Source organism: Paenibacillus mesophilus (assembly GCF_005938385.1).
Classification (GTDB): Bacteria; Bacillota; Bacilli; order Paenibacillales; family NBRC-103111; genus Paenibacillus_AB; species Paenibacillus_AB mesophilus.
Genome location: NZ_VCRA01000004.1, coordinates 379,201 through 395,126, shown reverse-complemented (window position 1 = coordinate 395,126; position 15,926 = coordinate 379,201). Strand labels below are relative to the sequence as shown.

Here is a 15,926-nt window from a genome sequence, read left to right as displayed (position 1 = left end):
AAACTGCGAAAGAAAGATCATAATATGTAATTAAAGATATCATAGAATACAAAGGAGTCAATTGACGATGGGGAAGACCGATAGGAGAAATTTGGATACGGACATTTTGATCGCCGGCGGAGGGATGACGGGGGTGGCGGCGGCATTAGCTGCGGCCCGCAACGGAGCCCGGGTGATTCTATGCCAGGACCGTTCCGTTCTTGGCGGAAATGCATCGTCGGAGATTCGCATGAATATATCCGGCGCATCCACAATCGGGAAGGAATTGGAGACGGAGCGCAGAGAAAGCGGCATTATCGAAGAAATCGTGCTGGAGTGCTCGGTCCGAAATCCGCAGCGGAGCGCGAGCATGTTGGACCTGATCCTATATGAAAAATGCCGCGCCGAACCGAATTTGACGCTGCTGCTGAACACAACGGTTGTCGGAGCCGATGTCGAGGATTCCCGTATTTGTTCCGCCTATGCGGTGAGAGAAAGCACGGAAGAAAGCTTTACGATTCGGGCTGACCTATTCGTGGATTGTACGGGCGACGGCAGGCTGGGGTTCGAAGCGGGGGCCGCTTTTACGACCGGCCGGGAAGCGACCCATGAATATAGCGAGTCCGGCGCAAGCCTGAACAGGGACGCTTATCGTCTCGGCTCCTCCCTTTTGTTCACATCGAAGAATATGGGACGCCCGATGCCTTTTACCCCGCCGGAATGGGCCCGCAAGTTTACGGAGGAAGATTTGAAGTTTAGAAACCACGACGCTTGGGAGTTCGGATATTGGTGGGTGGAATTCGGCGGCATGCTGGATACGATCAAGGATAACGAGCATATCCGCGACGAGCTGCTTGCGATCATGCTTGGGGTGTGGGATCACATCAAAAATAGCGGCAATCACCCCGATTCCGAAAATTGGGCGCTCGATTGGTTCGGCTTCCTTCCGGGCAAAAGAGAGTCCAGAAGATTTATCGGCCGGCATGTGCTGACCCAAAACGATATTCAGCAGGCTGTCGACTTCGATGATGTAATCGCTTACGGCGGCTGGTCGATGGATACCCATCCGCCCCAAGGCATCGATGCGAAAGACGAGGAGCCGTGCAATCAGCCGTTTACGCCTTATCTATACGGCATTCCGCTGCGCTCGATGATTAGCGCGAATATTTCGAATCTGATGTTCGCCGGCCGCAATTTATCGGCGACCCATATCGCTTTCTCCAGCACCAGGGTCATGGCGACATGCGCGGTAATGGGAGAAGGGCTTGGAACGTTCGCAGCAGCGGCCGTGAAGCGCAAGCTTCCGCTGGAACTAGCGTGGCGCGAAAGCGATGTCGTGAAAGAGGCTCAACAGCAATTGCTTCGGCAGGGAGCTTTTTTGCCCGGCATCAGGCTGGAAGGAAATCTCGCGAGGCTGGCCCGGATTTCCGCTTCGTCCGAGCAGGAGCAAGGAAAATGCGGTAATGCTGTGGACGGTCATACTCGGGCTGTTCATGGGGAGAAGGGGGTACGCCCCGACTTGACGACAGCCGGCACGCATCGTTGGATGTCGGAGCCGGGAGACAGCAGTCCTTGGCTGGAGCTTCAATGGGAGGAGCCGGTTAAGGTTTCACGGATTTCGATCGTACTGGATACCGGGCTTCACCGTTTATTGATGCTATGTCATTTGGACGTAATTCAGAAGCACATGCAGTGGGGGCGGCCGCAAGCCGAGACGCTGAAGGAGTTTAAGCTGATTGCGCATGATGCACAAGGGAGGACGGAAATTGCACATATCAAGGACAATTTTCAACGCATGATTCACTTGCCGGTAACACTGAATAATCTGAAGACGCTCCGACTGGAGGTTATCTCTACGAACGGCTTGGATCATGCGCGAGTGGTTGAAGTCGTTTGCGAGTAACTCGGCATGCGGCAGCGTCCTCGGAAGGAGAATGAGATGAATAACAGCAAGGTCAGTCCTCTCTGGCTGTATGTGAGAAAAAACAAGTGGCTATATGTATTGCTGATTCCGGGGTTTGTATATCTGTTTATTTTCAAGTACATCCCGATGTTCGGCATCGTCATTGCGTTCCAGGATTTTAATTTGCTGAAAGGCATATGGGGAAGCGAATGGGTCGGTTTCGAAAATTTCCGCTATCTGTTCCAGTCGGACGATTTCTTCACGATTTTACGAAATTCGTTAATCATCAGCTTTTATCAGGTCCTGTTCGGATTTCCCGCACCGATCTTGCTGGCTATCCTCCTGAACGAAATGCGGAATCTGCTGTTCAAAAGAGTCGCCCAAACGGTGCTGTATTTGCCGCATTTCATATCGTGGGTAGTCATAGCCGGCATCATTATCAACATGCTGTCCCCGTCGTCGGGCTGGGTCAACCGGCTGATTGTCGATTTCGGCGGGGAGCCGATTCATTTTCTGCTTAAGCCCGAATATTTCCGGACGATACTGGTTTCCGCGGAAATATGGAAGGAGCTCGGATGGGGAACGATTATTTACCTAGCCGCGCTTACGACTGTGGACCCGTCCCTCTATGAATCGGCAACGATCGACGGGGCCAACCGGCTGCAAAAAATATGGTATATTTCGCTTCCCAGCATAGCGACGACGATCGTCATTATTTTGGTTCTGAGGGTCGGAAGTGTTTTGGATATCGGCTTCGAGCAAATCTTCCTGTTATACAATCCCGCTACTTACAAAGTGGCCGATGTGTTTGAAACCTATACGTACCGGGTCGGTTTATTGGAAGGAAGACTCTCTTTCACGGCTGCCGTCGGCTTGTTCAAATCGGTAGTCGGACTCGTTATGATCGTGCTGGCCAACCGGATTGCGCGCCTATTCGGAAAGTCATTGTGGTAGGAGGTGAAGAGGAATATGCATAAGAAAATCGAGCTTTTTGACATCGCCGTCTATCTAATCGTGTTTTTGATTTGCGCGGTCATGCTGTACCCCCTGCTGAACGTCGCCGCGGTTTCGATCAGCTCGCACAGCGCGTATATACAAAACCCGATGCGCATATGGCCGAGCGAAATATCGTTCGACGCCTATAAGGAAATTCTTTCGCATCCGGTGCTTGCGAGAAGCTACCTTAATACGCTGATCGTTACCGTCAGCGGCGTAGCACTGGGCATCTTCCTGTACATCATTACGGGGTATCCGCTCTCCAAAACGCATTTGAAAGGCAGAGCGATCCTGATCCATTTGGTCATCTTCACGATGCTGTTCAACGGCGGACTCATTCCGAACTTTTATTTGATTCGTTCGCTCGGCATGCTGGACACGCTGGCCGCTCTCGTGTTTCCCGGGTTGTTCTCCGCGTTCAGCTTAATCCTGATGGTCAATTTCATGCAGAACATTCCGGAGGAGCTGGAGGAAGCGGCCAAAATGGACGGAGCCTCCGAGCCCTACATTTTGTTCAAAATCGTCGTTCCGCTCTCCATGCCGATTATCGCCACATTGACGCTGTTCGCGGCGGTAGGCTATTGGAACAGCTTTTTCTCGGCGATCATCTACATCCGAAGCGTGGAAAACTGGCCGTTGATGCTGTTTTTGCGGGAGGTCATAGTAGGCGCCCAAATGATGCAAATTTCTGCGGGAGGCAACAGCGCCGAGATCGGCAATATGAACGTCATGCCGGAAACGTTGAAATACGCGACGATCATGATCGTCATGCTTCCGATTTTGTCGGTATACCCGTTTCTGCAACGGTTTTTCGTCAAAGGAATTATGCTGGGGTCCGTAAAAGGTTGATCCAAAGGGCTCTTGTCATAGATAAACAATTAAAGGGAGGCTGAATCTATGCTTAAAAAAGTATTGGCCGGGGTGGGAGCTGCGGTGCTGCTCGCCGGAGCTACCGCATGCGGAACCAAAGACAAACAGGCCGAAACCGGCGAACAGAAGCCGGCTGCGGAATCCGCCAAAGCGAGCATTAAGATCATGGGTCAATTTGCATCATCCAACTTATCGGAAACGGACAAGCTGCTTGTTCAATCGATCGAGAAGGCAACGAATACGGAGATCAAATTCGACATTCCGCCATCGACCGGCTACAATGAACGGCTTCAACTATCGCTGACGACCGGCGATTTTCCCGACGTCGTCTATTTTCCGAGTACAAATGATGCCGCTTTCTTGAAAGCGGTTAAGGACGGCGTTATCATCCCGATCGATAGCTACCTGAAGAACGCCGAGAATATTAAAAAATATACGTACGACGTATCGTGGGACGCCTTGCGGGTAAACAACAACGGTAACATTTACGGCATTCCGCGGACGACGGTTATCCGTTCCGACGGGTTCTGGCTCCGAAAAGACTGGCTCGATAAATTGAATATCAAAATCCCGGACAATAACGAAATTACGTTGGATCAAATGATCGATATCATGCGCAAATTTTCGAAGGAAGATCCGGACGGCAACGGAAGGTACGATACGTACGGGTACGGAACGGCCGCATCCGGCGATAAATCGCTGAAGCCGATTTTCCCTAACGAGCTCGGTCTATATGGCTGGCAGGAGTCGGGCGGGGGCGAATACAAATACATGAATCCCCAATATGATTTGAACTCCGATTCCTATACGAAGGCTTTGGAGTTATCGGCCAAGCTGTTTAAAGAAGGGCTGATCGATCCGGATTCGCCTTCGATCGACGCCACTAAGGCGCTCGAGCGGTTTCAAAGCGGTAAAACGGGCATATTGGAGGGCTTCGCAGGCCATTACGAAACGTTCCTCAATGCCGGCAAAAAGATCAATCCGAATTTCGAACTTGCCTATGTATTCGTTAAAAATCAACAAGGCCAGATGAAAGGGCTCGGGCTTGGAACGGGCATGTGGGGCTTCTGGGCGGTAACGCGCAATGCGAAGGATCCGCAAAGAGTTGTCGATGTATTCAATTACATGCTTTCGGATAAAGGCTGGGATTCCATCTATACCGGTATGGAAGGGCATGATTTCAAGGTGGATAACAACAAGCGCACCTATGTGGACCCGCCGCTTGAAACATTCGTCCGCAAAAATATGGTTCGCCGCGCCAACGACTACATGTTCTTCATTAACCCGTCTATGCCGGAGGAGCTGAAGCAGAAGCTCGTGCCGAACATCGAAAAAGCGGTGAAACGAATCGTGCTGTCCAAGGATCGCGATTTCACGCCGGCGATTGCGAAAACGCCGCCATACCTGGATTTCAACAAAAAGTTCAGCGAGGTTACGACGAAAATCATTATCGGCGATGCGGATCCATCCGAGTACAAGAAAGTGCTGCAGGAGTGGCATACGAAATTCGGCAAAACGTATCTGAAGGAAATGAACGATTATATCGGTCAAGTAGAAACCAAGAAGTAATGCGGAAAGATTGTTCACACTCCCGTTCCAGGGGTGAAACAATAAAATCCTGGCCATCCGGCCGGAGCCTCTCGGAATGAGTAGTTTCGGGAGGCTCAAAAAAAGGAGGATCTAATTTGAGCATGATGAAAGGAAAAAGGCTCGTTTTGCTGTTGATTTTTGTTTTGGCCGTAACTCCACTGCTTATGGCCGCTGGGCAGGCGAACGCCAATAATCAGAGCTTGGCGGACGAGATAACATCCAAGCGTGGGCAAGACGGCGTAGAACAAGGCGTTGTGCTTGTGAGCGAAGGCAACCCTTCGGCAACCGTTGTGACGACGGTATATGCTTCGGCATTGGAGAAGAAGGCGGCAACTGAGGTGGTGAATTACATAAAAAGCATATCCGGAGCAGAACTCCCCATTGTAACGAACGTGGGAGAAGCAACCGGAACGAAAATCTATATCGGAGGGGCAGCCCCCAATATCGACTTGAACGCCATCCGTCAAGGAGGAGAAGACCCCGCATCTTTCCGTCTAATAGCGGCGGCGGATTCAATCCGGTTGTATGGGCTCTCGGATCAAGGCACGTTATTCGCGGCTTTCGAGCTTCTTGAGCAAATTGGGGTACGTTGGTTCATGCCCGGCGACATTGGCACTGTAATCCCATCGAAGAATACGATAGCGCTTTCAATGCAAGATACGATTCAGCACCCCGGCTTTTCGGCCAGGGCGATGCAAGCAACCGAAGCCTATCAAAAACCTCCCGGACTTCCTAACGGCGTCAATTTGAATGAAGGCAAGCCTTGGGTTGAACATATGAGGCTGAATCAAAAGTTTTACGGAACGCATGGCATTCCGTGCACCATCACCTCAAAGGCTCGGCCCGATCTGTTTCTGCCGAACGAGAACGGAACGCCCACGAATCAATTTGACGTCACGAAGCCTGACGTTTTGGCCTGTGTCGTACAGAGCTCGATACAGAAATTGCAGAAAGATCCCAACCTGAAAGTACTGAGTATGGGGCCGAACGACGGTCTTGTAAAGGTGCTTCAGCCTAACCCTGACTGGGATGGGAATGACTTGGATGCCACGCACGACACCTTGTCGTTAACGGATCGTTACGTGAAATTTATCAATCTTGTATTGGAACAGCTTGAGCAGGCCGGATATCCGGATGTCAGCATCGCCTTCTACGCTTATGACACTTACTACCAACCGCCGGTACGCTGGACACCGCATTCCCGACTCATTCCTATAATCGCTTCGATTACGGTAGACCGTTACCACGCCATTGACAATCCTCTTTCCTGGGAGCGCGGTCACCTGAAAGATATGATCGACGGCTGGCGGAATCTTGGGGTTCAACCTCAGATTTACCAGTATCTTTACAACCTTGCCGATCCGGGTCTTCCGTTTTCAGTGGTCGATCAGGTATACAGCGAGTTTAAGTATTACAAGCAGAACGGGATTACCGGCATTCGTGCCGAAAACTTGCCGGCTTGGGCCTATCATGGACCGGGACTTTATCTGGCGGCCAAGATGATGTGGAATCCGGATCTGGATGTGGAGGCTTTGCTGGACGATTACTATAGGAAGTTTTACGGTCCCGCGGCCGAGTCTATGCGGGAGCATTTTGAAACGTTAGAACATGCTTTTGCAAATGCCGATTACTTTGTCGGAAACATCTATGATTTCCCTCACATTTTGACGGACAAGGTTCGACAAGAATTGGAGAAAACGCTCGGCAAAGCCGAGAAGGAAGCAAATAAATCGAACGACCCGGTTTACGGCAAACGCGTTGCGATGGTGCGGCTTGCTTATAGCTTCGGCGACAATTTTCTCGGTATGATGGATTCCATGAATCGCCTGGATTTTGTCAAGGCCAAAGAGCAGTTTGATCGGATCTATGCGCTCCGGAATGAAGCCGTACTCCATTCTCCTGTCATATTAAATCCGTGGGCATCGTTTCTGTACACCGACATCTTTTGGAAGAAGATGGTGACGGAAGGCGAGCAGCGCGTTACCGGAGGAAACCGGATTGTTGCCCAACTGCCCGACGAATGGAATGTCATGCTGTTCCCGCACGAGAACGGAGATCTGTTAGGCTTGTGGAAACCCGGCTTGGGAACGAAGTCGTGGATGAAGCTGAAGACGTATTCCGAGACATGGTCCAGCCAAGGACTTCGCTATTACAAAGGCCACGCATGGTATCGGACAGAAGTAAAGGTAGACAAGAAGTTCGACAACGGCAATCCGATTCGACTTTGGTTCAGCAGTATCGATGAGTCGGCCAGGGTTTGGATGAACGGGCAAGAACTGCCTTTAGTGAAAAAGGGCAGCGGGTTAACGTCGCCGTGGGAGTTCGACGCAACTAACGCAATCCAATTCGGAGAGTCCAATTTAATAGTTGTCGATGTAGGCAATATGATATTGGATGAACTGGGGACAGGCGGTATTACAGGACCGGCGATGCTTTGGGAGGCTGTATCCAACTAATTAAAAGGCTATGAAGTTCTTCGTGGTGAAAGGTGTTTATTAGGTCGTTTTTACCAATTTGTTCCTGATACAGGAATTACCCTCCCGTTGTCGAATAAAGCTAGAGTAACCTTCAATGGGGGGAAGAGTCGTGAAGTACGGAATGAGATGGAAAGCGATCGGCAAATGGAGCATAACGGCGCTGCTGGCGCTTGCACTGCCCGCCGTTGCCTCATACGGAAACGCATCGTTCCCGATAAGCGGGTCATCGGCCGCGTACGCCGCCGAGCCTGCGCCGACGGCGGCACTTTCGGACATTAGAGGCCACTGGGGGCGGGACACGATCGAGTGGGCCGTCTCGCAGCGCATCGTAGACGGCTTCGCGGACGGTACGTTCAAGCCGGACAAAACGGTCAGCGAAGCCGAATATTTGACGATGCTGCTGAGGGCATATGTCGGGAATACGATCGCCGAGCAAGGGCCGAATGCTCTATGGTATGCCAAATATTACGCGTTCGCCGCGGAAATGCGCTGGCCGGTCGATCCAAGCCGGGCCGACGCTCCTTATAAACGGGGGCAGGTAGCCAGACTGCTGGCCGCCTCTCAGGGACAGGGGCTGGACGTGGACGCTTCGGTCCGCTACTTGCTGGACAACGGACTGGCGCAAGGCCGGACGTCCGGTGGGACGACTGCGGATTTCGGTGCCGATGAAACGTTGACAAGGGCGGAAGCGGTGCAATTCGTCCGCAATATGAAAGGAAAGGCTCAGTACGTTACGGGACTTCCGGCCCCGGCACGGACATTCGCGGTACGCGGCGTATCGCTCGGCGATTCGGCGGCCTCCGTGCAGTCGAAGCTCGGAGCTCCGGCCCGTGTAGACCCGAGCGAATACGGGTTCGTATGGCACATTTACAATCAGGACTATTCCAACTACGCCCAGGTCGGCATTCAAGACGGCAAGGTGGTCGGGTTGTACACGAATTCCGCGGACTGGACGTCCGCATTGGCGGGAATTGGGGCCGGCGCGACATCGGCCGAAGTGGTGAAGGCGGCGGGCAAGCCGCTGGACTCGATCAAGAAAGGGTCCACTCGTTACATGCTCAATAGTCCCGGCAAAGAAGACGGAGTATATGAAATCGACGACGGTTATGTAACGTTTTACTACGATACCCATGTGAACAATACGCTGGAAGCAATCCAGATTATCGCCAAAAGTGCGGAGGAAGCCAAGAAGGACTATTACGGCTCCGCAAGCGACGAGCTGCGGGTCGCGTTCGAGAAGGAAGTGTTCGACTTGGCCAATGCGGCAAGGGCGAAGCGCGGACTGAAGCCGTTCCAGTGGGACGATACGGTGGCCGGTACGGCCCGCAAGCATAGCGAAGATATGGCGAAGAGCGGATATTTCGATCATACGAGTCCCGCCGGGCTGGAGCTGAAGGACCGGTTCAAAGCGGACGGCATCTCCTACTCGATGGGAGCGGAAAATATCGCGGCCGGTCAGCCGAACGCCATCTCCGCCCATTCCGGGTGGCTGAATTCGACCACCGGTCACAGGAAAAACCTGCTCGGCGAAACGACCCGCCTCGGTGTAGGCGTCTATTTCGGCGGTTCGATGCGGGTGTACTACACGCAAAATTTTTACACGCCCAGAAAATAGGGCGACCTGCGCATCGTTCCTCGATTGATTTTTATCGGAAAGTTGGGTACAATGATGTGCAAAGCATAATCGCGGCCGTGAAGGATAAATAGTACCTGCAGCCACTTTCATACAAGCGATCCGGGGACGGTGAGAGCCCGGGGGAAAGCAGCGGGGAAAAGGCGATCCGGAGCCGCATTCGAACAAAGTGGACGTCTGGTGCGGAATTCCGCAGCGCGTCAACTAGGGTGGAACCGCGGGTGCGTATCGAAGCTCTCGTCCCTAGGCATAAGCTTACCTTATGCCATGGGAGAGGGCTTTTTGTTTTGGCCTATAACCTGCTCATGGCGCAACCATCCAATTCTTAAGGAGAGAAGCGAGAATGAGTGTGAACATGGAACAAGTAGTGGCGCTGGCCAAGCACAGAGGCTTCGTATTTCCGGGCTCGGAAGTGTACGGCGGCTTGGCGAACACGTGGGATTACGGTCCTCTCGGCGTCGAGCTGAAGAACAACGTCAAGCGTGCGTGGTGGAGGAAGTTTATTCAGGAATCGCCGTACAACGTCGGTCTCGACGCGGCTATTCTGATGAACCCGCAAGCATGGGTCGCTTCCGGCCACGTTGGTAATTTCAACGACCCAATGATCGACTGCAAGCAATGCAAAGCCCGCCATCGCGCCGATAAGCTGATCGAGGGCGCCTTGTCCGAGAAGAACATCGAGATGGTCGTCGACGGACTATCGTTCGACCAGATGCGCGCCTTGATTGAGGAGCACCACATCGCTTGTCCCGACTGCGGCAGCCGCGAATTTACCGATATCCGCCAGTTCAACCTGATGTTCAAGACGTTCCAGGGCGTCACCGAGTCGAGCTCGAACCAAATTTATTTGCGTCCGGAGACGGCTCAAGGCATTTTCGTCAATTTCAAAAACGTCCAGCGGACGATGCGCAAAAAAATGCCGTTCGGCATCGGCCAAATCGGCAAAAGCTTCCGCAACGAAATTACGCCGGGCAATTTCACGTTCCGGACGCGGGAATTCGAGCAGATGGAGCTGGAATTTTTCTGCAAGCCGGGCGAGGATTTGAAATGGTTCGAGTATTGGCGCACCTACTGCTTCGAATGGTTGAAGGCGCTCGGCTTGAAGGAAGACAACATCCGTCTTCGCGACCATTCGGACGACGAGCTGTCCCACTACAGCAACGCCACGACGGACATCGAGTTCAAGTTCCCGTTCGGCTGGGGCGAGCTGTGGGGCATCGCGGACCGTACCGACTATGACCTGAAGCAGCATATGGAGCATTCCGGCGAAGATTTCCATTATATCGACCAGGAGACGAACGAGCGGTACGTTCCGTACTGCATCGAGCCTTCGCTCGGCGCGGACCGGGTGACGCTGGCGTTTCTGATCGACGCGTTCGAGGAGCAGAAGCTCGAGGGCGACGACAGCCGTACCGTGCTGCACCTGCACCCGGCGCTGGCGCCGTTCAAGGCGGCCGTGTTCCCGCTGTCGAAGAAGCTGTCGGACGGCGCGGGCAAAGTGTTCGCCGATCTGGCGAAGCATTTCATGGTCGATTACGACGAAGCAGGCTCGATCGGCAAAAGGTATCGCCGTCACGACGAGATCGGCACCCCGTTCTGCATCACGTACGACTTCGAGTCGGAGCAGGACGGCCAAGTGACCGTGCGCGACCGCGATACGATGGAGCAGACGCGCATGCCGATCGCCGACCTGAAGGCGTTCTTGGAAGAGCGGATCGGATTCTGAGCTTGAACCCATAGATAAGGGCACCCGGATTGCACAATGCAGTCCCGGTGCCCTTTCGCATTAATATGAAATATTCACCGTACACGTGACTTCGGTATGGGAAAAATAGGCATGTGGGCGGTTATCGTATGGAAGATGCGGACTATGAATTCTGCAGAGTGAATACAGTCAGCTCCGGACGGCATCTGAAGCGAACGGGGTATTCGGAGACGCCGATACCCCGGTTCACATACAATTGAAGCTTTCCGTCCCCGAGGGTATACAGCCCCATGACGTACTTTTTCGCATATTTCGGCACGAACTTGTTTTCATAGAAAGGGATGCGGACTTGACCGCCGTGGCTATGTCCCGAAAGCTGCAAATCGACCGCATGCCGGACGCTCGTATCGGCAATATCCGGGCAATGGCTCAAGAGCAGAACGAAATCATCCGGGGTCATTTGTTTCAGCGCTTTTGCGATATCGGGCTTGCCCTTCCACTGATCGTCAAGCCCGGCGACCCATAAGGTGCTCCCGTTCCGTTTAACGGGCGCCGCAGCGTTGACCAGGACGGTGAAGCCGCCGGCGGATAGTATTTTGGCGACGGCGGCCGAATTTTTGTAATAGTCGTGATTGCCCAAGACGGCGAATTTTCCAAGCGGGGCTTCCATGGAAGCCAAGGCTTCGATGATCGCGGCGGTCTCGTTGTCCGAGGGGAGTGCGTAGTCGATCAGATCCCCCGTGAAGCAGATCATGTCCGGCTGCAGCCGGTTAATGGCGGCACCAAGTCCGGACAGATGTTCGGATGAGTAATGGAAGCCGAGATGCACATCGCTGAATTGAACGACTCGCATGCCGTTCATCTCTTTCGGCAGGCGCTCCAGCTTCAGTGCAACCTCTTTCTTCTCCAGCCACCTGGGCTCCGCGTAACGCACATAAGCGAAACCGGCCGAAGGCAGTGCGGCGAGTCCCAGAGCGGCAATTGCCATTTGCTTGAGGAAGACTCTCCGGGTCGCGTCGTTTCGGTTCATATCGGTTCGTTCTTTCATGTTCGACAGTTCCTCGCATTTTTTCGGTTATCGGCATTTCCTCTATATGTAGACGTACGGGGATGTCCTTTGGTTGCTTTGCTGCCGTCTTTCATAGTCGCTTGCAGCATCAGCATGACGTGATAGGTCGAATCCGCTTGAAGCGGCTTGCGCGGCATCAAAATAACCGCATTCGTCAGACTGTCGTTTCATTGTTTCCCATGCCGAACTCGATGATCGTATAATCGCTGGCCTTGCCGACGCCGATCTCTTTTATAGAAGGATCGAGAAACGGCGTGCGGTGGTAAGGGGCGTCGAACAGGGCGTCGATCGTTTCCGCGATCGTGCCACGGAACGTGTAAGACGAGGCGGCCGCCAATCGAATCGTTTCTACCAGAATATCGGAAATGGGTGCCAGCGTATATGGAAAAAAAGACACGCGGCATGCAACTTGGTTGCAGTCCGGTGCCTTTCGGATGAGCAAAAGCTCGCTTTATTGGTCGGAGTGTTTGCGCATAAGCCATGGAGATGCGCTGTATAAAATACCGTCACGGTAAGCATATAAGCGGATTTGATTCGCTGTATGGGCGGGGATGTTCATTTTGAACTCGTAGGACAGCACTCCATTCTTCGCCCGGTCGCCCGCCGATGTCGGGATCGTCTCGGAGGAAACGGCAGCACCGTCAGGCGAGACGGCTTCGATCCGCAGTACTCCGTCACGCGGAGGAGTATCAACCTCGATTTCCCCTTTGATCATCCCATTCGGCTGATATTTCAGCTCGCCGAACCGGTCGCCAACGACCGAAACCGTCACCGATGCGGTCGCAACCGTCCGGTTATCCAGCGTGACCATGGCGCTGAGCTCGGTCGTCCCCGGACTATGGGCCGTAATGATGCCGCCGGCTGCGGTCGCCACCTCGGGCCTGCTGGAGCTGTACTGAATCGAAGCGCCGCCCATCTCCGCGTCGAGTCCGTTAGCCAAGTAAACCGATGCGGTCACGCTTGCCGTATCGCCGACTCCGAGAGCAAGCCGATCCGCTATAATGATGGCGTGGCCAATTTTGACCGGTATTTTATACAGCTTGGAGCCGATTACATAATAAATGCTTCCGTCGGAGCCGAGCGTCATTAAATTGACGGTATCCGGAATGAGCTGCTTCGTCCGTAAATCTTGCGGGTCGATCGCGAACAGCTTGCGTCCGATAGTCGTATACATAAGTCCGTCTTGCCCCCAGCGGATGTAATAAGGCCTGTATTTGCTCGTATTGAATGGGGACAGCGTTACGATTTTGCTTTTGACAACTTCAAGCGTATCCGGATTCAGCGCGAAGATGGCCGCGTCGTAGCCGGTCGAGTCGACCATGCCGTCCATGATCCCCCACAGCAAGCCGTCAGGGCCGATCGACAATTCGCCGATCAGATTCGCTTTGCCGCGAAGTCCCGGTATTTGCGGTGTAAAAGTACGGATAACCTGCTTCGTCGCCGTGTCGAATACGAACAGCTTCGCTTCCGTCTCGGTCGGCTCGATGCCCAGACCGCCGCCACGCGACGTTCCGCCGTATACTTTGCCGTTTCGGTATGCCAAGCCGAAAATGCTCTGATTCGGCACGACGTTGCGGAACGTTTCATAGGTCACCCCGGTGACGGTTTCCTCCAGAACGGTGAGCGCTCCGCCCAAGCTGCCATAGCCCGGAAACGTTCCGATAAACAGCTTACCGTCTCCGCTTGTCATCGTGAACGGCCGATCCTGGCTGTCCCCGATATCGAGCGCGAGTCCCGGATTGCCCGATGAAAACTCGCTGTAGGCGAACGGCTTCGACATGTCGAGCCGGTACATTCTCGCTCCGCTGTAGGTGCCGAAATAAATCGCATCGCCGAGGAAGCCGATTCCCTCCGGCTGGTGAAATTGCTTGTTGCTGTATACGAATCGTCCCGAAGCGGTATCGTAAATGCTCATGCCGCGCTGGTAGCCGCCGAGAAACAGATAGCTGCCGGAAGCCTCGAGAGCGTTGCCCAGAGTGGCCGAGGTTGGCAAATCGGCGGCATGCTCCTCGTACCGATTCGTTACCGGATCGTATAGAAACGACTCTCCGAACGCGGCCATCCCCGCCAGAACCGCGCGCCCGGCGAATGTCCCCGTTGTCGGGGAAATCCAGGCATGGCTTTTGATCGCGGTATCATCCGGCAGCTCTGGGATCCCTTCCACTTTGGCTGTCCGATTGCTTGCCATATCGTATGTATACAGCTCGCCCTTAAGCTTGTAGTAGATCAGGTTCGGATTGTAAGGCGAAGGCGGAGAAATTTTCGTCTGGAACGTTATCGTGTTGATCAATTGCTGCGATCTCTCGTCGATCACGTACAGCGTTTCACCGCTGTAAGCGAACAGCTTGTCGCCGTACACATCGATTTCGGATATCGTTTTGGTCGTGCCGGACACTCCCGGAATCACGATTTCGTCAACCGCTCCGGTGCGGCGATCGTAGCGCATCAAGGCTGCCGTCGTACCGATGCCGACATAGACATAATCGTCCGTTACGCCGAGACCCCGGGCATATTGCTGACCGCTTTTCATCACGCCTAGATCGCGAAACTGCCCGGTGGCGATGTCGTATTCGAATACGCGTCCGAGGTTGGTGCTGGAAAACGTGCCGCCATACAGCTTGCCGTCGCGGCTCGCCTTCAGATCGAATACCTGCTTGTTCGACGGGTTCGCGCCAAGCGGCTCGATGCGGCGTTCCGTCACCAGATAACGGTACAGAATGCCGTTGGTGCTGAAATACATATTCCCGTCGGATGCCCGTGCCATTCCCCAGATCGTATCCGCGGAAGTGGCGATTCGTTCGGAAAATGTCAAGGCGCCCGTTACGGCGTCCACGACGTGGAACGAAACGGGGGCTCCTACTGTCGTGACATATTGTTCGGCGGTGCCGTCGGGGCCGATTCCGTAAGAGGCCGATTGGGAGAGTGCGTATTGGACCGCGTCGCCGATCAGGACCGGCGCATCGTACGGCAAGTTTAATGGTTGTGTCATCGTAACCTTCTTCCAGTCGAGTTTGACGTTATCCACATAAGCGGCCGTGCCTGTGCCCGATCCGCCCATGTAAAAGGAGATTTCCGCATATTCCGCGCCTGCCGGGGCTACCCCCTCGATGGTCATATCCTGCCAGCCGTTTCCCGAAGCTTTGATGCTGATCAGCTGCGTGTTGGCGCTGCCGGCCAAATCGGCGGACGACCCGCTTTTCTTGAAGCGCAGGTAGCCCCGAACGCTCTTGCTTTCGACGTATACTTTGGCCGTAAGCCGGTAAGTCCTCCCTTCCGTGATAGGGATCGGGGTACTGAAGACGTCCAAAGACCTGCTGCTGTTGTTGTCCGTGATTTTGACGCTGTTCGAGCCTTCGAATACTGGATTGTGCGCGATTTGCACCTCAAGACCGGTTGCGGGCAATGCAGGGATGACGTTCCAGCCGGGCAGGGACGTTGCGGACTGCTCGAATCCCGCATTCGCAACCGTCAGCGGAATATAGTCTATCGCCTCGTCCGCACGAGCTTTCGTCGTCGACAGGGCAAGACCGGGCAGAGCGATTGCGCCGCATAATACCGTCAAACAGCCTTTTTTCCAGTTCAACGTTTCATCCTCCTTTATTTTATCGCCTAGAAACCGATAATCGGGGAATTGTAGGCGAATTAACTGTATTGTATATAGCCTAAAACGCTTTGAATGCGCTGTCAATACTCGATTTGTTGTC

General features: G+C 53.7%; 10 protein-coding genes. 7 read left to right on the top strand and 3 right to left on the bottom strand.

What is annotated here, in order from left to right:
* The first annotated feature begins 67 nt into the window (after nucleotides 1-67).
* The 7 genes from FE783_RS09390 to FE783_RS09360 all read left to right on the top strand — a co-directional run bounded on the left by FE783_RS09390 (nucleotide 68) and on the right by FE783_RS09360 (nucleotide 11,174).
* Nucleotides 68-1,882, top strand: coding sequence for an FAD-dependent oxidoreductase (locus tag FE783_RS09390; protein ID WP_138879076.1), 1,815 nt, complete (start codon nucleotides 68-70; stop codon nucleotides 1,880-1,882).
* 36 nt (nucleotides 1,883-1,918) lie between these two features.
* Nucleotides 1,919-2,836 carry an ABC transporter permease gene (locus FE783_RS09385; RefSeq protein ID WP_202916162.1) on the top strand — a complete coding sequence of 306 codons (918 nt, stop codon included), beginning with the start codon at nucleotides 1,919-1,921 and terminating at the stop codon, nucleotides 2,834-2,836.
* 15 nt (nucleotides 2,837-2,851) lie between these two features.
* Nucleotides 2,852-3,727 carry a carbohydrate ABC transporter permease gene (locus FE783_RS09380; RefSeq protein ID WP_138879074.1) on the top strand — a complete coding sequence of 292 codons (876 nt, stop codon included), beginning with the start codon at nucleotides 2,852-2,854 and terminating at the stop codon, nucleotides 3,725-3,727.
* 48 nt (nucleotides 3,728-3,775) lie between these two features.
* Nucleotides 3,776-5,317: an extracellular solute-binding protein gene (locus tag FE783_RS09375; protein ID WP_138879073.1), complete on the top strand. Its 1,542-nt coding sequence runs from the start codon at nucleotides 3,776-3,778 to the stop codon at nucleotides 5,315-5,317.
* Nucleotides 5,318-5,439: 122 nt separating this feature from the next.
* Complete coding sequence (locus FE783_RS09370) at nucleotides 5,440-7,794, top strand: DUF4838 domain-containing protein (RefSeq protein ID WP_238402972.1); 2,355 nt, start codon at nucleotides 5,440-5,442, stop codon at nucleotides 7,792-7,794.
* 130 nt (nucleotides 7,795-7,924) lie between these two features.
* Nucleotides 7,925-9,430: a CAP-associated domain-containing protein gene (locus FE783_RS09365; protein ID WP_238402956.1), complete on the top strand. Its 1,506-nt coding sequence runs from the start codon at nucleotides 7,925-7,927 to the stop codon at nucleotides 9,428-9,430.
* A gap of 361 nt (nucleotides 9,431-9,791) precedes the next feature.
* Nucleotides 9,792-11,174, top strand: coding sequence for a glycine--tRNA ligase (locus FE783_RS09360; protein WP_138879071.1), 1,383 nt, complete (start codon nucleotides 9,792-9,794; stop codon nucleotides 11,172-11,174).
* 142 nt (nucleotides 11,175-11,316) lie between these two features.
* Here the strand turns inward: FE783_RS09360 and FE783_RS09355 are convergent, their stop codons facing one another.
* The 3 genes from FE783_RS09355 to FE783_RS09345 all read right to left on the bottom strand — a co-directional run bounded on the left by FE783_RS09355 (nucleotide 11,317) and on the right by FE783_RS09345 (nucleotide 15,805).
* Complete coding sequence (locus FE783_RS09355) at nucleotides 11,317-12,201, bottom strand: metallophosphoesterase (protein WP_238402955.1); 885 nt, start codon at nucleotides 12,199-12,201, stop codon at nucleotides 11,317-11,319.
* A gap of 175 nt (nucleotides 12,202-12,376) precedes the next feature.
* The gene (locus FE783_RS09350; protein ID WP_138879070.1) at nucleotides 12,377-12,619 is read right to left on the bottom strand and encodes a spore germination YkwD domain-containing protein; all 243 of its coding nucleotides are present in this window, start codon (nucleotides 12,617-12,619) and stop codon (nucleotides 12,377-12,379) included.
* A 54-nt stretch (nucleotides 12,620-12,673) separates the two neighbouring features.
* Nucleotides 12,674-15,805, bottom strand: coding sequence for a hypothetical protein (locus FE783_RS09345; protein WP_138879069.1), 3,132 nt, complete (start codon nucleotides 15,803-15,805; stop codon nucleotides 12,674-12,676).
* Nucleotides 15,806-15,926 lie beyond the last annotated feature (121 nt).

Bases quoted from the DNA above. Each gene is read 5' to 3' on its own strand.
- FE783_RS09390 (WP_138879076.1), top strand. From the start codon at position 68: ATGGGGAAGACCGATAGGAGAAATTTGGATACGGACATTTTGATCGCC.
- FE783_RS09375 (WP_138879073.1), top strand. From the start codon at position 3,776: ATGCTTAAAAAAGTATTGGCCGGGGTGGGAGCTGCGGTGCTGCTCGCC.
- FE783_RS09355 (WP_238402955.1), bottom strand. From the start codon at position 12,201: ATGAAAGAACGAACCGATATGAACCGAAACGACGCGACCCGGAGAGTC.
- FE783_RS09360 (WP_138879071.1), top strand. From the start codon at position 9,792: ATGAGTGTGAACATGGAACAAGTAGTGGCGCTGGCCAAGCACAGAGGC.
- FE783_RS09370 (WP_238402972.1), top strand. From the start codon at position 5,440: ATGATGAAAGGAAAAAGGCTCGTTTTGCTGTTGATTTTTGTTTTGGCC.
- FE783_RS09385 (WP_202916162.1), top strand. From the start codon at position 1,919: ATGAATAACAGCAAGGTCAGTCCTCTCTGGCTGTATGTGAGAAAAAAC.
- FE783_RS09380 (WP_138879074.1), top strand. From the start codon at position 2,852: ATGCATAAGAAAATCGAGCTTTTTGACATCGCCGTCTATCTAATCGTG.